Source organism: Stenotrophomonas sp. 22LJNL06-5-1 (genome assembly GCF_056861455.1).
In genome coordinates this window covers 111,123-131,279 of record NZ_JBSPUE010000010.1, presented here as the reverse complement: position 1 = coordinate 131,279, position 20,157 = coordinate 111,123, and the positions used below count along the sequence as shown (strand labels likewise).

General features: G+C 67.2%; 15 protein-coding genes. 11 read left to right on the top strand and 4 right to left on the bottom strand.

What is annotated here, in order from left to right:
• Nucleotides 1-29: 29 nt before the first annotated feature.
• Nucleotides 30-3,263 (bottom strand): efflux RND transporter permease subunit, encoded by a 3,234-nt coding sequence (locus AC13GF_RS19325; protein WP_483005694.1) that lies wholly within the window; start codon nt 3,261-3,263, stop codon nt 30-32.
• Nucleotides 3,264-3,336: 73 nt separating this feature from the next.
• Nucleotides 3,337-4,578, bottom strand: a complete 1,242-nt coding sequence (locus AC13GF_RS19320) for an efflux RND transporter periplasmic adaptor subunit (RefSeq protein WP_483005693.1) — start codon at nt 4,576-4,578, stop codon at nt 3,337-3,339.
• A gap of 186 nt (nt 4,579-4,764) precedes the next feature.
• Between AC13GF_RS19320 and AC13GF_RS19315 the strand changes: the two genes are divergently transcribed.
• From AC13GF_RS19315 to AC13GF_RS19265, 11 genes are all read left to right on the top strand, one after another.
• Nucleotides 4,765-6,084, top strand: coding sequence for a M20 family metallopeptidase (locus AC13GF_RS19315; RefSeq protein WP_126929675.1), 1,320 nt, complete (start codon nt 4,765-4,767; stop codon nt 6,082-6,084).
• A 528-nt stretch (nt 6,085-6,612) separates the two neighbouring features.
• The gene (queF, locus tag AC13GF_RS19310) at nt 6,613-7,431 is read left to right on the top strand and encodes an NADPH-dependent 7-cyano-7-deazaguanine reductase QueF (protein ID WP_483005692.1); all 819 of its coding nucleotides are present in this window, start codon (nt 6,613-6,615) and stop codon (nt 7,429-7,431) included.
• Between the two features lie 219 nt (nt 7,432-7,650).
• The gene (locus AC13GF_RS19305; RefSeq protein ID WP_005419771.1) at nt 7,651-7,944 is read left to right on the top strand and encodes a LysM peptidoglycan-binding domain-containing protein; all 294 of its coding nucleotides are present in this window, start codon (nt 7,651-7,653) and stop codon (nt 7,942-7,944) included.
• 42 nt (nt 7,945-7,986) lie between these two features.
• Complete coding sequence (locus AC13GF_RS19300; protein WP_032130280.1) at nt 7,987-8,499, top strand: hypothetical protein; 513 nt, start codon at nt 7,987-7,989, stop codon at nt 8,497-8,499.
• Between the two features lie 364 nt (nt 8,500-8,863).
• Complete coding sequence (locus AC13GF_RS19295) at nt 8,864-11,086, top strand: NADP-dependent isocitrate dehydrogenase (protein ID WP_483005691.1); 2,223 nt, start codon at nt 8,864-8,866, stop codon at nt 11,084-11,086.
• Nucleotides 11,087-11,394: 308 nt separating this feature from the next.
• Nucleotides 11,395-12,360, top strand: a complete 966-nt coding sequence (locus tag AC13GF_RS19290) for a hypothetical protein (RefSeq protein ID WP_483005690.1) — start codon at nt 11,395-11,397, stop codon at nt 12,358-12,360.
• Nucleotides 12,353-12,901: a GTP-binding protein gene (locus tag AC13GF_RS19285; protein WP_483005689.1), complete on the top strand. Its 549-nt coding sequence runs from the start codon at nt 12,353-12,355 to the stop codon at nt 12,899-12,901. The genes AC13GF_RS19290 and AC13GF_RS19285 overlap by 8 nt, the downstream gene beginning before the upstream one ends.
• On the top strand, nt 12,894-13,310 hold the full coding sequence (locus AC13GF_RS19280; protein WP_483005688.1) for a roadblock/LC7 domain-containing protein: 417 nt from the start codon (nt 12,894-12,896) through the stop codon (nt 13,308-13,310). Before AC13GF_RS19285 ends, AC13GF_RS19280 begins: the two co-directional genes overlap by 8 nt.
• Before the next feature lie 53 nt (nt 13,311-13,363).
• Nucleotides 13,364-13,723 carry a hypothetical protein gene (locus AC13GF_RS19275; protein WP_005419760.1) on the top strand — a complete coding sequence of 120 codons (360 nt, stop codon included), beginning with the start codon at nt 13,364-13,366 and terminating at the stop codon, nt 13,721-13,723.
• Between the two features lie 145 nt (nt 13,724-13,868).
• Complete coding sequence (gene aceK, locus AC13GF_RS19270; protein ID WP_483005687.1) at nt 13,869-15,599, top strand: bifunctional isocitrate dehydrogenase kinase/phosphatase; 1,731 nt, start codon at nt 13,869-13,871, stop codon at nt 15,597-15,599.
• Nucleotides 15,600-15,660: 61 nt separating this feature from the next.
• The gene (locus tag AC13GF_RS19265; protein ID WP_483005686.1) at nt 15,661-16,551 is read left to right on the top strand and encodes an energy transducer TonB; all 891 of its coding nucleotides are present in this window, start codon (nt 15,661-15,663) and stop codon (nt 16,549-16,551) included.
• Between the two features lie 34 nt (nt 16,552-16,585).
• Here the strand turns inward: AC13GF_RS19265 and AC13GF_RS19260 are convergent, their stop codons facing one another.
• Together AC13GF_RS19260 and rho are read right to left on the bottom strand one after the other, a co-directional pair.
• Complete coding sequence (locus AC13GF_RS19260) at nt 16,586-18,160, bottom strand: sensor domain-containing diguanylate cyclase (protein WP_483005685.1); 1,575 nt, start codon at nt 18,158-18,160, stop codon at nt 16,586-16,588.
• Between the two features lie 210 nt (nt 18,161-18,370).
• Nucleotides 18,371-20,113, bottom strand: coding sequence for a transcription termination factor Rho (gene rho, locus AC13GF_RS19255; RefSeq protein ID WP_029379723.1), 1,743 nt, complete (start codon nt 20,111-20,113; stop codon nt 18,371-18,373).
• Between the last annotated feature and the right edge of the window lie 44 nt (nt 20,114-20,157).

The following is a 20,157-nucleotide window of genomic DNA, read 5'->3' as shown; positions in this document are numbered from 1 at the left end:
TGCGGCCCCCCGCGGCAGCGGGGCGTGGATCATGCCTGTGGCTCCTGCAGCGAACCGTCGCGCAGTGCGCGCTGCTCGCGGCGGCGGGCAAGCCATTCGGAGAAGCGCTCCATGTACAGGTAGATCACCGGCGTGGTGTACAGGGTCACCAGCTGCGACAGCAGCAGGCCACCGACGATGGCGATGCCCAGCGGGCGGCGCAGTTCCGAACCGATGCCGGTGCCCAGTGCCAGCGGCAGCGCGCCGAGCATGGCTGCGGCGGTGGTCATCATGATCGGGCGGAAGCGCAGCAGGCAGGCCCGGCGGATCGCTTCATGCGCATTGGCACCGGCGCGGCGCGCCTCGATCGCGAAGTCCACCATCATGATGCCGTTCTTCTTGACGATGCCGATCAGCAGCACGATGCCGACGATGCCGTCCACCGACAGGCTCAGCCCGCACAGCATCAGCGCCAGCAGCGCGCCGACACCGGCCGGCGGCAGCGTGGAGATGATCGTGATCGGGTGGATGTAGCTCTCGTAGAGCACGCCCAGCACGATGTAGATCACCACCAGCGAGGCCAGCAGCAGCCACACCACATCGGTCTGGCTGCCGGTGAATTCGGCGGCCTTGCCGATGAATTCGGCATGCAGGTGCGCCGGCATGTCCAGGCTGTCCTTGGTCTCCTGGATCGCACGCACGGCTTCGGACAGCGAATAGCCCGGCGCCACGTTGAACGAGACCGTCACCGCCGGCAGCTGCTGCTGGTGGCTGACCACCAGCGGCGCACTGCTGACCTTGCCTTCGGCCAGTGCCGACAGCGGAATGATGCTGCCGGCGCCGACGGTGATGCCGGTGTTCTGCGCGCCGATGCCGGTGGCGGTGGACGAGTTGGACGAGGTGACCTGGCCGAAGCTGGTGGCATTGGTGCCGGTGAGGGCGCCTGCACCGTTGGAGGCCACGGCCAGCTGTTCCATCAGCGCGGTGCTGGTGCGGAACTCCGGCGCCACTTCCAGCACAACCCGATACTGGTTGAGTTCGGTGAAGATGGTCGAGATCTGGCGCTGGCCGAACGCATCGTAGAGCGTGTCGTCGATGGTCTGCATCGGCACGCCCAGCACGCTGGCCTTGTCGCGGTCGATGTTCAGTTCAAGCGCGCGGCCCTGGTTGGACAGGTTGTTGTCGACGTCGGCCAGTTCCGGGCGCTTGCGCAGCGCTTCGGTCAGGCGCGTGGCCTGGGTCGCCACCGTCGCCGAATCCACGTCCGACAGCGAGTACTGGTACTCGGTGGCAGCCACGCGGGTGTCCAGGGTCACGTCCTGTACCGGCTTCAGGTACAGCGCCACGCCCGGAATACCGGCCACCGCCTTCTGCAGGCGCGGCAGGATCTCATCCAGGCCATCGCGCTCGCCGCGCTCCTTCAGCACGATCGACAGCTGGCCCTGGTTGAGCGTGGGGTTCATGCTGCCCGCGCCAATGAAGGCCGATACGCCGGTCACATCCGGATCCTGGCGGAGTGCCTCAGCGACCTGCCGGGTGCGCTGCTCCATCTGCGGGAAGGCGATGTTCTGGTCGGCCTGGACCACGCCGGTGATCAGGCCGGTGTCCTGTTCGGGCAGCAGGCCCTTGGGAATCAGCACGTACAACAGCACGGTCAGCACCAGTGCGCCGCCGGCCACGGCCAGGGTCAGGCGCTGGTGGCCCAGCACCCAGTCCAGGCTGTGCTCGTACAGGCCGACGGTGCGCGTCCACAGATTCTGCTTGCCTGCCGCTGCCGCGCGCTCATGCGCGTCCTCGCCCTCGGGCAGGGCGTCGGGCTTGAGCAGGTAGGCGCACATCATCGGGGTGAGCGTCAGCGAGATCAGCATCGACAGCACAACGGCGATGCTCAGCACCCACGCGAACTCGTGGAACAGGCGGCCGGTGACGCCGGGCATCAGCAGCAGCGGCAGGAACACCGCCACCAGTGAAACGGTCAGCGACAGCACGGTAAAGCCGATCTGGCGTGCACCGATCTCGGCCGCTTCCTTGCCACTCTTGCCCTGTTCGATGTAGCGCACGATGTTCTCGATCATCACGATCGCATCGTCGACCACGAAACCGGTGGCCACCACCAGCGCCATCAGCGACAGGTTGTCCAGCGACATGCCGGTGAAGGCCATCACCGCGAAGGTGCCTGCAAGCGACAACGGCACGGCCACCGAGGGAATGATCGTGGCCCACAGGCGGCGCAGGAACACGAAGATCACCGCTACCACCAGGCCGATGGTCAGGATCAGGGTGAACTGCACCTCATGCACCGAGGCGCGGATGGTCTCGGTACGGTCGTTGAAGATCTCCAGGTGCACGTCGGCTGGCAGCACGCCCTGCAGCTGCGGCAGGATCGCGCGGATGCGCTCGACGGTCTGCACGATGTTGGCGCCCGGCTGGCGGCGCACTTCCAGCAGCACCGCCGGCTTGCCATCGGCCCAGGCGGCCAGCTGGTCGTTCTCCACGCCATCAACCACCTCGGCCACGTCGGACAGCCGCACCGGGCGGCCGTTCTTGTAGCTGATGATGGTGTCGCGGTACTCGGCGGCACTGGTGAGCTGGTCGTTGGTCCCGATGCTGTAGGACTGGGTCTTGCCGTTCAGCGAACCCTTCGGCGCGTTGACGTTGGCCTGGGTCAGCGCGCTGCGCAGCTGCTCCAGGGTCAGGCCCATGTTCGAAAGCTGTGCCGGATTGACCTGGATGCGCACGGCCGGGCGCACGTTGCCGGCGATCGAGACCAGGCCCACGCCCTGCACCTGCGACAGGCGCTGGGCCAGGATCGAGTCGGCGTAGTTGTTGACGTCGCGCAGCGGGCGCGTGTCAGAGGTCAGTTTCAGGGTGACGATGGCCGCGTCGGCCGGATTCACCCGGTTGTAGACCGGCTGGTAGGGCAGCGACGAGGGCAGGGTGGCCTGGCGTATCGCCGCCTGTACGTCCTGCGCGGCGATGTCGATGTTCCGGTCCATCGAGAACTGCAGGATGATCGTGGACAACCCGGCCGACGAGTCGGACGTCATCAGCTCCAGCCCGGAGATCTGCCCGAACTGGCGCTCCAGCGGCGTGGTGACCAGCGAGGCCATGGTGGTGGCGTTGGCGCCGGGGTACTGGGTGGTGACCACCAGGCTGGGCGCATCGATTTCCGGCAGCGCCGAAACCGGCAGCTTGCGGTAACCGAGGATGCCCAGCAGCAACAGGCCCGCCATCAACAGCGAGGTGGCGATGGGGCGGCGGATGAAGATCGTCGAAAAGCCCACGGACTGATCCTTGCTGGCACTTCAATGGCAGCGCCGGCAGGCTTGCCGGCGCGGGAAGGTCAGTGGCCTGCGCTCAGCGCGGGCCACCACCGCGACGGCCACCGCCGCCGTTCTTCTGCTCGGCGGCCTTCAGTTCGGCCTCGGTCGGTGCGACCGGGGTCTCGCCCGGCTTCAGCGCGGTGACCTTGCTGCCCGGCTTCAGGCGGAACTGGCCTTCACTGACCACCCGCTCGCCGCCCTTCAGGCCTTCGGCGATCTGCACCTGGCTGTCGCCCACTTCCACGCCGCTGCGCACGGTCTGCATCTTCACCGTGTTGTCGCCCTGCACGACATAGACGTACTCGCCATCCGGCCCACGCAGTACGGCCTGGGTCGGAATGACCACGCCGCCGGTGATCGTGCGCAGCTGCATGCGCACGTTGACGAACTGGCCCGGCCACAGGCCGTTGTCGGTGTTGTCGAAGATCGCGCGCGCCTTGAACGTGCCGCTGTCGGCACTGATCAGGTTGTCGACCACGTCGAGCTTGCCGTCGCCGGACAGCACGTGCGAATCGGCGCGGTCCAGCGCCGCGACGGGTACCGCACCGGCGGCCTGCGCCTGGCGCACATCGCCGAGCTGGCGCTCGGGCAGGTTGAACAGCACGTGGATCGGATGGATCTGGGTCAGGGTGACCAGCGCGGTGCCGGCGTTGACCACATTGCCGGCGTCGACCGCACGGATGCCGGCGATGCCGGTGATCGGCGCGGTGACCTTGGTGTACTGCAGCTGCACCTGCGCCGAGCGCATGCTGGCCTCGTTGGCGGCCACGGCGCTTTCGTACTGTGCCACTTGGTTTCGTTGTGTATCCAGATCGGTCTTGGCGACGAACTGGCGGTACTCCGGCGCGTTCGAGCGCTGGTAGTTGGAACGCGCGGTGGCCAGCAGCGCCTCGTTCTGGCGCTTGGATGCCACCGCCTGGTCATAGCTGGCCTGGGCGGTGCGCGGGTCGATCACCGCCAGCACATCGCCCTTCTTCACTTCCTGGCCTTCGCGGAAGTTCAGGCTCATCAGCTGTCCGCCGACCTGCGGGCTGACGGTGACGGTGTTCATTGCCGTCACCGTACCCAGCGCGCTGGCATAGACCGGCACGTCCTGGCGCGCCGCATCCACCACAGTTACCGGCACCGGGCCGGCATCCGGGTCTTCACCGCCCTGGCGCGCCGCTGTTGCCGCGCCACCGGCCTTGTCCTTGCCCCCGCCGAGTACGCGCAGGCCGACCACGGCCAGCACCAGTACCGCCACGACCAGCAGCACGATCTTCCAAACACGTGACATTCAAGGACTCCAAGAGGGCTGGACGGGGCGCGGCCCCGGTTGGCAATGCGCAAAGCATACCTGCGCCACATCACGTTTCCTGCATGACGGATGGGACGGGCGCTATGACCGGATCTGGCCGCGGAGGTTCCCGTGGCGGCGGCGTTGCCCTACATTCAGCTGGAACCCCCTGCCGTGGAGATCGCGATGCGCCGTTCGCTGTTGCTGTCCGCCCTGCTGCTGGCCCTGCCGGCCCTTGCCCATGCCCAGGACGGGCAACGCCCCGAAGTGACCGCCGCCGCCCAGCGCCTGCAGGCCAAGGTGGTCGAATGGCGCCGTGACTTCCATCAGCACCCGGAACTGTCCAACCGCGAGGTGCGAACCTCGGCCGAGGTCGCCAAGCGCCTGCGTGCGATGGGCCTGAAGCCGAAGACCGGCATCGCCCACCACGGCGTGGTGGCGATCATCGAAGGCGGCAAGCCCGGCCCGAAGATCGCCCTGCGCGCCGACATGGACGCGCTGCCGGTGACCGAGCAGACCGGCCTGCCGTTCGCCTCCAAGGCCACCGACCAGTACCGCGGCCAGACCGTGGGCGTGATGCATGCCTGCGGCCATGACGCGCACACCGCCACCCTGCTGGGCGTGGCCGAAGCGTTGGTCGCGATGAAGAAGGACCTGCCGGGCCAGGTGATGCTGATCTTCCAGCCGGCCGAGGAAGGCGCGCCGCCACCGGAGGAGGGTGGCGCCGCACTCATGTTGAAGGAAGGCCTGTTCGCCGACTTCAAGCCGGAAGCCGTGTTTGGCCTGCATGTGTTCTCCAGCGTGCAGGCCGGGCAGATTGCCGTGCGTGGCGGCCCGTTGATGGCGGCTTCGGATCGGTTCGGGATCAAGGTGACCGGTCGCCAGACGCACGGTTCTGCACCGTGGAACGGCATTGACCCGATCGTCGCCACCGCCGATCTGGTGGGAACCGCGCAGACCATCGTCAGCCGCCGTGCCAACCTGTCCAAGCAGCCGGCGGTGCTGACCTTCGGCGCGATCAACGGCGGCATCCGCTACAACATCATTCCCGATGAAGTGGAGATGGTCGGCACCATCCGCACCTTCGATGAAGGCATGCGCCAGCAGATCTTTGCCGACCTGCGCAACGTGGCCGAGCACACCGCCGCCGCGCATGGTGCGAAAGCGGTGACCGAGATCTACGAGGCCGACGGCAATCCGGCCACGGTGAACGACCCGGCATTGACCGCGAAGATGCTGCCGAGCCTGCAGGCGGTGGTAGGCAAGGACAACGTGTACGAGCCGCCGCTGCAGATGGGTGCGGAGGATTTCTCGCTGTACGCGAAGGAAGTGCCGGGGATGTTCTTCTTCGTCGGCTCCACCAGCGTGGGCATCGACCCGGCGACGGCGCCGGCGAACCATTCGCCGAAGTTCCTGTTGGATGAGAAGGCGCTGGACGTGGGACTGCGCGCGCTGCTGCAGGTGAGCCTGGATTACCTGCACGGTGCCGGCACTCCGGCGGGATGAGGGTTTCCGGCAGGGCTGCGCCCTGCACCCGCTTGGATCAACGGCAACGTCAACGTCAAAAGCGGGCATTCCGTGGGATGGCGGGGTGGGTCCGGTTGAGGGGGACGCCGTAAACCCATCCCTGGGGGCTTGGCCGCGGCATCCATGCCGCGGACACCCCCTCAACCGGACCCACCCCGCCTTCGACAGTTTCCCGCGGCTGTCGGAACGACACTCTGCTTCTGGTGGGTGTCGACCTTGGTCGACACGGCAGGCGACATGAATGTCTGAAGCATCTGCTTTTGATTCTGATTTTTCTGATCTTTCCCGTGGTGGCGCGGGAAATTGTCCATGGCCGGGAGGGTGGGTTGGCTGGGGGCGTGAGCCGCATGGATGCGGCGACCGAGCTTACATGGACGTACTTGCAGCGGCCCCCAGCCAACCCACCCTCCCGGCCGACCCCGAGATCCTGCCCTGAACCACCACGGAGGGGCTCCGCCGTTGGCCAGCCCGGCCGAAGGCCCGCCCCGCCCGCGATACAATGCCCCCATGAACACCCCACAGGATTCCAGCCTCGGTCGCGAGGTCAGTTACCCGTCGCAGTACGATCCCGGCCTGCTGTTTCCCATCCCCCGCAGCGGCGCGCGCGCCGAGATCGGCCTCGACGATGCCGCGCTGCCGTTCGTAGGCCACGACCGCTGGCACGCCTTCGAGCTGAGCTGGCTCGACCCGCGTGGCAAGCCGCAGGTCGCCGTCGCCACCGTGCAGGTGCCGTGCACCTCGCCGCGGCTGATCGAATCGAAGTCGTTCAAGCTGTACCTCAACTCCCTCAACAGCACCCGCATCGACAGCGCCGAGGCACTGCGCGAGCGTCTGGTGGCCGACCTGTCGGCCTGCGCCGGTGCGCCGGTCCAGGTCGAGTTCGGCCTGCCGGGCCTGCGCGAGACGCCGCTCGGTGAGTCCATCGACGGGCTGGACGTGGAGATCGACTGCTACGGCCCGCCGCAGGCGGACTTCCTCGCCGCCGATGCGGGCGAGGTGGTGGAGGAGACCCTGGTCTCATCGCTGCTGAAGTCCAACTGCCCGGTCACCGGCCAGCCGGACTGGGCCACGGTCAGCCTGCGTTACCGCGGGCCGAAAATCGACCGTGCCGGCCTGCTGCGCTACCTGGTCAGCTACCGCGAGCATGCCGAGTTCCACGAACAGTGCGTTGAGCGGATCTTCAGCGAGGTGTCTGCGCGCTGCCAGCCGCAATGGCTGGAAGTGGAGGCCCGCTATACCCGCCGTGGTGGCCTGGACATCAATCCCTGGCGTGCCAGCCCCGGCATCGCGGCTCCGGCTGCGACCTACCGCGAACTGCGGCAGTAACCGCCGCAGGCGGTTACGGGTAGTGCCGGCCGCTGGCCGGCAACCGCAGGGAACCCGCATCCAGGGCCAGGGCAAGCCGGCCAGCGGCCGGCACTATCGGGCACCGTCTCTCCCGATTGTTCAGCCGCGCCCGGGGCCGGCTTCACATCTGCACCATCCCCATTTAACAACCTCCATGGCACCGTGCGAATCACGTAGTCATGCAGACGGGAGTTGTGGATGAGTACCGAGAAGAAAGCCGATTTCTCCGGCGTCAGTGGCAGTGTCGACAGTACCGCCGAGCAGGTGCCGAAGGCAGACTTCTCTGGCGTCAGCGCTTCGGTGGACAGCACCGCAGACGTCGTCAGCGGCGGCACCTACACCGTGCAGAAGGGTGACTCGCTGTCGAAGATCGCCAAGCAGCATCTGGGCGACGCCAATGCCTGGAAGAAGATCTTCGAAGCCAACCGCGATGTGCTTGATGACCCGGACAAGATCTTCCCGGGCCAGACCCTGAAGCTGCCGCCGAAGTAAGCCGGCAGAACGCCGTCCGACAATCCCTGGGAGGAACCCCGAATGATCAAGACCACCCCGCTCCAGACCGCCCTGATCGCCGCCCTGCTGGGCAGCGTTGCCTTGGTCGGTTGCAAGAAGAAAGAAGAATCGACCGACAGCAACGCCGCTCCCGCAGCGACCGCTCCGGCCGAACCGGCAGCACCTGCACCGATGACCGGCGCACCGCCGCCGATGGCCGAAGCCGCTGCAGTCAGCGTCTCGGCGGTCACCGTCGGCAAGACCGCAGCCGCCGACAAGTCGGTTGCGACGACGGCATTGTTCGCACCGAAGGATGACGTCATCGTCTCGGTCAAGACCGACGGTGCCGCCAACAACGTCACCGTTGGCGCGAAGCTGACCTACCAGGACGGCCAGGTGGCCGGCGAGCAGAACGCCACCCTGAACACCAGTGGTGCGGAAACCACCAACGTCACCTTCAAGAATGCAAAGGGCTGGCCGGCCGGCAAGTACCGCGCCGAGGTCACCGTCGATGGCAAGGCGGCCGGAACGCCGCAGGAGTTCGAGGTCAAGTAAGTCCTGCCGACTCTCTCCCGGCAGGGCTCACGATGGACGCAGCCGCGAGGCTGCGTCCTTTTTTATTGGGCGGCGGCTGGCCCCATCCACGCATGGCGTGGATCTACTGACAGCGCGGGCCGCGCTTCACCCACGCCGTGCGTGGATGGATCACAGCGTTGCCGGCATGCAGTACCGCCGCGTATGGCGCGGCTTTGCCCCGCGCGGCTGAAAACGCGACAATGCAGGGGTTTCCCCGCCGCGCGCCCACCCTGACGGCGACGGGGGAAAGCGTGGGGCCCGGCCCCGCGCGCGACACGGTTGCACGTGGCCCGGCGCTGGCGCCGGCCTTCCCCTGAGCACTGCTACAGAGTCCAAGTCCCCCATGTCCAAGATCCTCTACACGCTGACCGACGAAGCCCCGTTCCTGGCCACCCAGTCGCTGCTGCCGATCGTCGGCGCCTACACCGCCACCGCAGGCATCGTGGTGGAAACCCGTGACATCTCGCTGTCCGGCCGCATCCTGTCGCTGTTCCCGGAACTGCTCAGCGACGCGCAGAAGGTCAGCGACGACCTGGCCGAGCTGGGCCAGCTGGCGACCACGCCGGACGCCAACATCATCAAGCTGCCGAACATCTCCGCCTCGGTGCCGCAGCTGAAGGCGGCCATCAAGGAACTGCAGGATCAGGGCTATCCGCTGCCGGATTACCCGGAAACCCCGGCCGACGACCAGCAGCGCGACTACAAGGCGCGCTACGACAAGGTCAAGGGCAGTGCGGTGAACCCGGTGCTGCGCGAAGGCAATTCGGACCGCCGCGCGCCGCTGTCGGTGAAGAACTACGCGCGCAAGCACCCGCACCGCATGGGCGCCTGGGCGTCGGATTCGAAGTCGCACGTCGCGCACATGGCCGCCGGTGATTTCTACGGCAGCGAGAAGTCGGCCACCCTGGCCAACGCCGGTGCGCTGAAGATCACCTTCCACGGCAAGGACGGCAGCACCGTCGTGCTGAAGGAAAAGACCGCGGTCAAGGCCGGCGAGATCGTCGATGCCGCCGTCATGAGCCGCAAGGCGCTGGCCGCGTTCATCGCTGAGCAGATTGCCGATGCCAAGGCCCAGGGCGTGCTGTTCTCGCTGCATCTGAAGGCGACCATGATGAAGGTCTCCGACCCGATCATGTTCGGCGTGGCGGTCAACGAGTTCTACAAGGACGTGCTGGCCAAGCATGCCGACGTGCTGAAGCAGGCCGGTTTCGATGCCAACAACGGCATCGGTGACCTGGCTGCGCGCCTGCCGTCGCTGCCCGAAGCCACCCGCGCTGCGATCGAAGCCGACCTGGCTGCCGAGTACGCACAGCGTCCAGGCGTGGCCATGGTCAACTCGGACAAGGGCATCACCAACCTGCACGTGCCGAGCGACGTGATCGTCGACGCCTCGATGCCGGCGATGATCCGCGACTCCGGCAAGATGTGGAATGCCGAAGGCAAGCTGCAGGACACCAAGGCCGTCATTCCGGACCGCTGCTACGCCGGCGTGTACCAGGCCGTCATCGACGACTGCAAGGCGCACGGTGCGTTCAATCCGGCCACCATGGGCTCGGTGCCGAACGTCGGCCTGATGGCGCAGAAGGCCGAAGAGTACGGCTCGCACGACAAGACCTTCCAGATCGCTGCCGATGGCGTGGTCAAGGTCACCGACGACGCGGGCACCGTGGTGTTCGAACACACCGTGGAAGCCGGTGACATCTGGCGCATGTGCCAGACCAAGGACGCGCCGATCCAGGACTGGGTGAAGCTGGCCGTCGAACGCGCGCGTCTGAGCAGCACCCCGGCCGTGTTCTGGCTGGATGCCGCCCGCGCCCACGACGCGCAGGTCATCGCCAAGGTCGAGCAGTACCTGAAGGACCACGACACCAACGGCCTGGACATCCGCATCCTGCCGCCGGTGGAAGCCACCGCGTTCTCGCTGGACCGCATCCGCAAGGGCGAGGACACCATTTCGGTGACCGGCAACGTGCTGCGCGACTACCTGACCGACCTGTTCCCGATCATGGAGCTGGGCACCAGCGCCAAGATGCTGTCGATCGTGCCGCTGATGGCCGGTGGTGGCCTGTTCGAGACCGGTGCCGGTGGTTCGGCCCCGAAGCACGTGCAGCAGTTCGTTGAAGAGGACTACCTGCGCTGGGATTCGCTGGGTGAGTTCCTGGCCCTGGCCGCGTCGCTGGAACACCTCGGCAACCGCTACGACAACGCTGCCGCCCGCGTGCTGGCCAAGGCGCTGGACGAAGCCAACGGCCAGTTCCTGGACAACGACAAGTCGCCGTCGCGCAAGCTGGGTGGCATCGACAACCGTGGCAGCCACTTCTACATCGCGCTGTACTGGGCCCAGGCCCTGGCCGCGCAGGACGAAGACGCCGCACTGAAGGCGCGCTTCGCCCCGCTGGCCAAGGCGCTGACCGACAACGAGCAGAAGATCGTCGAAGAGCTGATCGCGGTGCAGGGCAAGGCCGTGGACATCGGTGGCTACTACCGCCCGGACGTGGCCAAGGCCAGCAAGGCGATGCGCCCGAGCGCGACCTTCAACGCCGCGCTGGAGCAGCTGCGCGGCTGATCCATCGCCGTTCGGTCGTGACACTGGAACCCGCGCTTCGGCGCGGGTTTCTTTTTTGGCTCTGGGGTCAGATCCCTTTTGCCATGCAAAAGGGATCTGACCCCAGGCGATGAAACCGTGACATCCGTCGGCTGTCGGAATGCCGTCAAAGGGGCATGAAACTTGCCCGCGATGGCCGTCGCAGAACCGATCGGACACCGTCTGCAACTGCCTTCGATCTGAGCAGTCGATCACGACGGCCGCCGCTGGCGATGCCCTAGCCTTGGCGACGCGAGGCCACCGGGGAGGTGGCCGCACGGGGAACACGGATGGCACGCGTGCTGGTAGTGGGAACCGACATCCAGGGCGAGCAGGCCCTGCTGCAGCGGCTGCGCGTGGCATCGGCCCTGCCGGACGGCCAGATCCGCCGCAGCCAGGACCTGGACGATTGCGATCTGCTGGTCATCCGCGATACGCCGGCGCTGCGCAACGCGGCCCAGCGCATGCGCCAGCAGCGTCCGCGACTGCAGTGCTGGATCGAAGACCTGGGCGGCCAGCTGCGTGACGGCGACGGGCACCAGGACGTGCTCGACGATGGTGCCATCGGCCGCGCGCTGCGCCGCATGCAGTTGATACCGGAGCCCCTGGCCATGCATGCACCTGCACCGATCCGCCTGGCCGATGGTGCACATGCCATCACCCGCCTGCTGCGCGAGCGGCTGCCCCTGCGCCAGGGGCAGGCACTGCTGAGTGATGCGGGTGAACCCGTCCTGCTGATGGACCTTGAGCATGATCAGGCCGTGCTGCTGCAGGAACCCGCGAGTGCGCTGGTGGAGCGCCTGGCCGATGCCTTCGAACGCCTGCAACTGGATGCGCTGTCACCCGCACGCCTGCAGGCGCTGGCCGGCGAGCGGCCACGCCAGCCACTGCGGCCGCTGCTGTGGCAATGGGCGCAACGCAGCCGCCATTGGCAGGCACTGGACGAACGCCTGCGTGGCGCCTCGGTGAAGCTGCTGCGCTGGCCGGACTTCCGTGTGCTGGGCCACGACCACGATGGCTTCCGCCTGTGCTCGCTGCTGCTCAAGCGCGCGTGCACGGTTGAAGAATGCGCGATGCTGCTCGAGTTGCCGGCTGCGGCGGTGCGCGATTTCATCCATGCAGCCTATCTTTGCGGTTACGCGCAGTTGCAGAGCGCCCCGGCGGCACCGATGACGGCGCTACGCGGCAGCGGCACCGACACCGGCCTGCTTGCCCGCCTGTGGCGCCACCTGCGCGGGAGCGAGCGCAATGCGTGAGCACAAGGTGGTGGTGCTCGGTGGTATGGGCAGCGGCAAGTCGACCCTGGTGCGCAGCATCGCGGCCGGCGCGGTGATCGACACCGATGTGGCCAACAGTGATCGCCTCGGTGCCGACAAGGCCTCCACCACCGTCGCGCTGGACTACGCAGACATCGACCTGCCCAACGGCGAACGCCTGCGGCTCTACGGAACGCCCGGCCAGCAACGCTTTGATTTCCTGTGGCCGATCCTGCTGCAGGGCGCACGTGGCGCGGTGCTGCTGCTGGACGCGCGCCGTGCCGGGTTGGCCACCGAACTGCAGGACTACCTGCAGGTGCTGCGGCCGTTCGCATCGTCATTGGCGCTGGTGGTGGCGGTCACCCATCTGGACCTGGCACCACAGGCCGCACTGGATGACTGGGCCGCACGTGCCCACCTCGATGACCAACCACTGCCGCTGCTGGCGGTGGATGCCCGTGACCGCGAACAGGGACTGTTGCTGATGGATGTACTGATGAGCGAAATGGAAGCGCACGCACTGGTGGCGGCGCATGGCTGACGGGCAGATGGCGGTGCTGCCCGATGCCGGCCAGCGTGAGCGCCTGCAGCCCTTGCTGCAGGACCTGCAACAGCGGGTGGAAGGCGTGCGCACGGTGGTGCTGGCCAGTGTCGACGGCTTTGCCCTGGTCAGTGCCGGGGCCGAAGGGCGCGGCGAACGGCTGGCAGCGATGACCAGCGCGATGCTGGCGCTGGCCGCAGCGGTCGGGCGCGAACTGGTGCTTGGGGATCTGCAGACGCTGATGCTGGAGGCCGCAGGCGGCAAGGTGCTGATGCTGGCGATCCAGGCCGAGGCGCGCGCACCGCTGCTGCTGATGGCGGCCTGCGACCAGCGCAGCGTGATCGGCCAGGTGCTGTGGCAGAGCAGGGAATGTGGCCAGGCGATCCTGGCCGAACTCGGCGGATCGTGAGCCCGGCCGCAGGGGAACGAGGGGCTCGAACCAACATCGACAAGGGGTGCGACGTGGCTGGATTGAATGAATCGTTGAACGCACTGATGGGCATCGACGGCGCGCAGGCAGTGGCGCTGGTCGACTACGAAAGCGGCATGCTGCTGGGCGAAGCCGGTGCCGGCATGGACATGGAAGTGGCCGCCGCCGGCAACACCGAAGTGATCCGCGCCAAGATGAAGACCGCCGCGTCGCTGAACCTCAACGACAGCATCGAGGACATCCTGATCTCGCTGGGCAAGGCGTACCACATCATGCGCCCGGTGGCGAAGAAGAAGGGCCTCTTCTTCTACATCGTGCTGGACCGGACCAAATCCAACCTGGCGCTGGCGCGGCGCAAGGTACAGGACGTGGAGGCCGAACTGGCGATCTGAGCCGGTAGGCCGGCCGCTGGCCGGCATCTGCATCAATCCATCGACGGTCCAGGTGCTGCCGGCCAGCGGCCGGCACTACCTTCGCGCTCGACGGCATCGCACACGCCAGCGTATGGTGAAGCCGGTCCTCCCGGGTGAGCCATGCATGTCCAAGCCTGACATCGCTGCCGAGCTGGCGCCGCGTATCGCCGGTGCCATCCGCGATGGTTTCGAGCAGTACCATGCCCGCTTCGCGGCGATCACCGCGCGGGCGCGGCAGCGCTTCGAGCAGCGCGACTGGGCAGGCGCGCGACAGGATGCGGTCGAGCGCATCGCCCTGTACGACCTGTGCATCGCCGAGCAGATGGATGCGTTGCGTCGCCTCGCCGGTGACGCGATCGGCGAGCGCGCGCTGTGGTTGCAGGTGCACGCCCGCTACAGCGCGCTGCTGCAGGGCCTGATCGATGCCGAGCTGTACAAGACCTTCTACAACACGCTGTCGCGGCGCCTGTTCGCTACCCGCGGCGTGGACCCGGCGCTGGAATTCATTGCTTTCGACGTCGAGCCCTCCGATGCAATCACCCATCCGGTCGCGCGGCATACTTATGCCGTCTCGCCGACGCGGCCGGTGGAGGCCCTGCAACGCGTGTTGGCCGACTATCGCTTCGACATTCCGTACGCGCACCAGCTGCGCTGCGCGGCGGCCATCGCCGTGCGCCTGCAGGACGACCTCGCCCATTGGGGTGACACGCCGGTACGCAGCATCGAACTGCTCGACACCGTGTTCTACCGTGAGCGCCGCGCCTACCTGGTCGGCCGCGTGTTCGGCGAGCATCGCTTCTCGCCATGCGTGATTGCCCTGGTCAACGATGAGCGCGGCCTGCGTGCCGATGCGGTGCTGACCCGGCGCCGTGATGTCGCCCATCTGTTCGGCGTGTCGCGCAGCTACTTCCAGGCCGATCTGGGCACGGTGGGCGACGCCGTGGTGTTCCTGCGCAGCCTGCTGCCAGGCAAGCCCATCGATGAGATCTACACGGTGCTGGGTCGCGCCAAACAGGGCAAGACCGAGCGCTACCGCACCTTCTTCCGCCACTTCAACGAGCACCCGCAGGAACGCCTGGTGCGCGCCGAAGGCACGCCGGGCATGGTCATGGCGGTGTTCACGCTGCCCAGTTATCCGTTGGTGTTCAAGCTGATCCGTGACCGTTTCGCCTGGCCCAAGGCAATGTCGCGGCAGCAGGTGGAAGAGAAGTACGCGCTGGTGTTCAATCTCGATCGTGTCGGCCGCCTGCTCGATGCGCAGCCCTATCGTCATCTGCGTTTTCCGCGCGAGCGCTTCGCGCCGGCCTTGCTGGAAGAGCTGCTGCAGCAGTGCGCGCAGAGCGTACGTGTCGATGGCGACGAGGTCGAAGTCGCACTGTGCTATGTGCAGCGTCGTTTCCGTCCTTTGAACCTGTACCTGCGCGAGCAGTCCGGGGAGGCGGTGCGCGCGGCGGTGCTCGACTACGCCCAGGCGATCACCGACATGGCGCGCAACAACATCTTCCCCGGTGACATGCTGCCGAAGAACTTCGGCGTATCGCGTCACGGCAGGGCCGTGTTCTATGACTATGACGAGCTGTGCCTGGTCAGCGACTGCGTGTTCCGCGCCTGGCCGCAGCCACGTACGCCGGAGGAAGCAATGGCCGACGAGCCATGGTTCCATGTCGGCCCGCGCGATGTGTTTCCCGAGCGCTTCGGCCCGTTCATGGGCCTGCCGGCTGCGGAGCTGGCAGCCGTGCGCGAGCACTACCGGCACCTGTTCGACCCGGACTGGTGGCAGGGCCTGCAGGAACGCTTCGCCCGTGGTGATTATCCGGACACGCCGCCCTACGCGGGCGCACACCGGTTGGCGTGAACCGGCTGTCATCGCGGCCGGGACTGAGATAGGCTCGCCGTTCATCACCAAGGATCCGGCAATGATGCGTTCCCCACTGTTTCTCGCCCTGGCGCTGGCCGTAGGTGCCGGCGCCCCCCTGCTTGCAGGCGACGCCACTGCGCAGACCGCACGTGCCGTACGTGCGACTGCGGAAATGAGCATGGTGCTGTCCGGCCATATCGAGGTCACGCCGGAGGGCGCGGTCGGTTCGCTGGTGCTGGACCAGAAGGCCATGGTGGCCCCGAGCATCGCCTCCTTCGTGGAAGGCACCATCGGTGGCTGGCGCTTCGAGCCCACGCTGCGCGATGGCCAGGCGGTGGCCACGCGGGCCCCTTTGCGCGTTCGCCTGCGCGGCAAGGCTGCGGCCGATGGCGGTTACGAAATCAGCATGACCAGTGTCGACTTCAGCGAGTACGATCCGAAGGCCACTGATTCGGTGACCCAGCTGCACATGACGCCGCCGCGCTACCCGGAAGCGGCCTACCGTAACGGTGGCCAGGGTGAGGTGCTGCTGTTGGTCAAGGTGGCCCGTGACGGAACAGTGGCCGACGTGGCCGCCGAGCAGGTGAACATGGCCGTGGTCGCATCCGAGCGGACCCTGGCCAAGATGCGCGACATCCTGGCCAGAGCCAGCGTCAGCACCGCCCGCACGTGGACCTTCAAGCCGCCGACCACCGGCGAGGACAGCACCCGGGACAGCTGGACGGTTCGCATCCCGGTGAACTTCGCCCTGAACAATGATCCCAATGCAGAGGCGGAACGCTATGGCCGCTGGCGCGCTTTCATTCCGGGGCCGCGGCAGGCCGTGCCGTGGCGCGAGGCGGACCCGGTCGAGCAGGCCGGCAGCGATCTGCTGCCGGAAGGCGGTGTCTACATGGTGGACGGCGCCAAGCGCGGCCTGCGCCTGCTGACCCCGCTGGCGCAGGGCTGAGACCCGCTGCGGAGCCGGGCAGCCCGGTTCCGCGTCAGTCGGCGTAAGGGTAGACCACCACCCGGTTGCGGCCCTGTTCCTTGGCCATGTACAGCGCCTTGTCGGCCAGCCGCAAGGCCTGCTCGGCGTCGACATGGAAGCTGGGGAAGTGGGCCACGCCCAGCGATACGGTGATGGCGCCGACCGGTTCGAACGGATGGTCGGCGATGTGCTGGCGCAGGCGTTCACCGGCCTGGCGGGCCGATTCAGTACTGATGCCCGGCAACAGCAGCAGGAATTCCTCGCCGCCGGCGCGGCAGAGGATGTCGCTGTCGCGCGAGTAGCGGCGCATCTGGTCGGCGATGTGGACGATGGCGTTGTCGCCGACGTCATGCCCGTAACTGTCGTTGATCGACTTGAAGCGATCGATGTCCAGCGCCAGGATCGCGAACGGAATGCCCTGTACCTGCAGCGCATCCAGCGCCTGCTGCAGCCCGCGGCGGTTGAGCAGGCCGGTCAGCGGGTCGGTACGGCTGGCACGGTTGAGCGTGCCGATACGATCCTGCAGGGCATTGAAGCTGTGCAGCACCGCCTGCTTGAGCTGGGCGACCTCGAAGTACCAGGCGCGAATGCCGCTGACATGGTTGATCGCATTGCCGGTGTCCTCGCCGCCCTGCACATTGCGCGCCAGCTGCCACAGCGGCATCGAAATGCGGCGCGCGAACCACCATGTGACCAGCAGCGACAGCAGGCCGAGCGGAATCGCATTCCAGATCACCGCGGTCATCAGCCGTGACAGCGGCTGCAGGGTGGCCTCGGTCGGGCGCTGGGCGATGATGCCCCAGCCGGTGGCCGCCACCGGCGCATAGCCGGCCAGCATCGACACGCCGCGGTTGTTGCGTACCTGCTGTGCGCCACGCTCTCCGCGCACCACGGCCTTCACCGCCGGGTTGCCGACCACGTAGTCACCCACCCGCTTGCCATCGGCGTGGTACAGCAGGCGGCCATTGCGGTCCACCACGTACAGATAGGAACCGTCGCGGTAGTAGTGCTTGCCCAGCAGCGTGTGCAGTGCGCTGCGCTGGCGCAGGTACAGGGTGCCGCTTACATAGCCGCGATAGCGGCCCTGGCGGTCGAAGATCGGGTGCGACAGCGACACCAGCAGCTTGCCGGTGGCCGACTGGTAGGGATCGCTGATCATCGGCTGGCGCGCCGCCAGTGCCGCGTTGTTGCCGACACTGTGCAGCACCTCACCCTGCAGCTGCAGGGTCTGCGGCGAGGTGGCGATCACCAGGCCGTCGGCGTCCACCACCAGCGAGGAGTTGAAGCTGCTGGACTGCAGCTGCAGGCGGCTGGCTTCATCCTGGGCCTGCTTCGGATCGAGGTCGTCCTCGCCCAGGCGGGTCGCGGCATAGGCCAGCTGCTGCTGCGCGGCCAGCAGGAAGTTCTGGGTGGTCTCGGCCAGTTTGGTGGCATAGACGCGGTTGGCTTCCAGGGTGTTGCCGACCAGCTGGTCGCGCTGCACCCGGTAGCTGGCCAGCAGGGTGTTGGCCAGGGCGATGATGGCGCTGAGCAGTGCCAGGGCGAGGATCAGCTTGCCCAGGTTGAGGCGGGGAGACAGCGTTCGCATGCGTCGACGGATCCGGCAGGAGGCTGGACCCGACCGGTTCTCCGGAAGGGGCGACAGCGGGAATCGGTGGCAGGGCCCACAGGGGCCGGGCAGGGTATCGCGCGGATTATCGCCAAAAGCGGGCGGCGGCGAAGTGAAGTGCGTCGCCCTGCAGGCAAAAAAAAACCTGCCGCAGCGAGCGGCAGGTTCTTTTCGATGCAATGCCGTGGATCAGCGCTTCATCGAACCGAAGAACTCGTCGTTGGACTTGGTGTTCTTCATCTTGTCCAGCAGGAATTCCATCGCGGCCATTTCATCCATCGGATGCAGCAGCTTGCGCAGGATCCAGATCTTCTGCAGCAGTTCCGGTTCGATCAGCAGGTCTTCGCGGCGGGTGCCGGAACGATTGATGTCGATGGCCGGGAATACGCGCTTCTCAGCGATGCGACGGCTCAGGTGCACTTCGCTGTTGCCGGTGCCCTTGAACTCTTCGTAGATCACCTCGTCCATCTTCGAGCCAGTATCGACCAGCGCGGTGGCGATGATGGTCAGGCTGCCGCCTTCTTCCACGTTGCGCGCGGCACCGAAGAAGCGCTTCGGGCGGTGCAGGGCGTTGGCGTCCACACCACCGGTCAGCACCTTACCCGAGCTCGGCACCACGTTGTTGTAGGCGCGGGCCAGGCGGGTGATCGAGTCGAGCAGGATCACCACGTCCTTCTTGTGCTCGACCAGGCGCTTGGCGCGCTCGATGACCATTTCGGCCACCTGCACGTGGCGTGCGGCCGGCTCGTCGAAGGTCGAGCTGATGACCTCGCCGCGCACGGTGCGCTGCATTTCGGTCACTTCTTCCGGGCGCTCGTCGATCAGCAGCACGATCAGGTGCACGTCCGGGTGGTTGGTGGTGATGGCAGTAGCGACCTGCTGCATCATCATGGTCTTGCCGGCCTTCGGCTGCGACACGATGAGCGAGCGCTGGCCCTTGCCCTGCGGGGCCATCAGGTCGAGGATGCGGCCGGTGATGTCTTCCGACGAACCGTTGCCACGCTCCAGGGTGAAGCGGCGGCGCGGGAACAGGGCGGTCAGGTTCTCGAACAGCACCTTGTTCTTCGACGCTTCGATCGGCTCACCGTTGATGGTGTCGACGATGTTCAGCGCGAAGTAGCGCTCGCCGTCCTTCGGGAAGCGGATGCGGCCGGAGATGTGGTCGCCGGTGCGCAGGTTGAAGCGGCGGATCTGGCTGGGCGAGATGTAGGTGTCGTCCGGGCCGGCCAGGTAGCTGGCTTCGGCCGCGCGTAGGAAGCCGAAGCCGTCCGGCAGGATTTCCAGCACACCGTCGGCGGCGACGCCGTCACCGTGGCGGGTCAGCACCTTCAGCAGGGCGAAGATCACGTCCTGCTTGCGGGCGCGGGCCACGCCTTCGGAGATCTGCAGCTGCTCGGCGATTTCCAGCAGCTTCTGTGCCGGCATGCGCTTGAGGTCGCTCAGCGAGTAGACCGGGAAGCCCTCGGGCACGTTGGCATGCGGGCGCGGCACGAACGGCTGCTGCTCGCCGCCGTCGTTGGGCAGGCCATCGTCGCGGAAGCGGTTGTTGCGGTCACGGTCGCGGCGGTTGCGGAAGCGGTCGCGGCGGTTGCCCTGACCTTGCCCCTGGCCCTGCTGGCCGTTCTGGTTGTACGGGTTCTGGCCCTGGTTCTGGCCGCCCCCCTGGTGGTTCTGCTGGCGCGGCTGGCCGGATTCGCGACCCTCACCGCCTTCGCCACCGCCACTGCTGGCAGGGGCCTCGGCGGCGGGCGCGCTCGGCGCGGGGGCAGCAGCCGGTGCCTCGGGCGCGGCGGCCAGCGGCAGGGTCGGCTGCGCCGGAGCGGCGCTGGTTTCGGCGGCTGCCGGAGCGGCGGCCTTGCTCACGCGGGGCTTGCGCACGCGCTTTTCGGCGGGCGCATCGGCGCTGCCGGTTTCGGAAGTGTTATCGGACAAGAGCGTTATTCCTCGCTTGAAGGTGCGAGCGCCCGGCTGGGGCG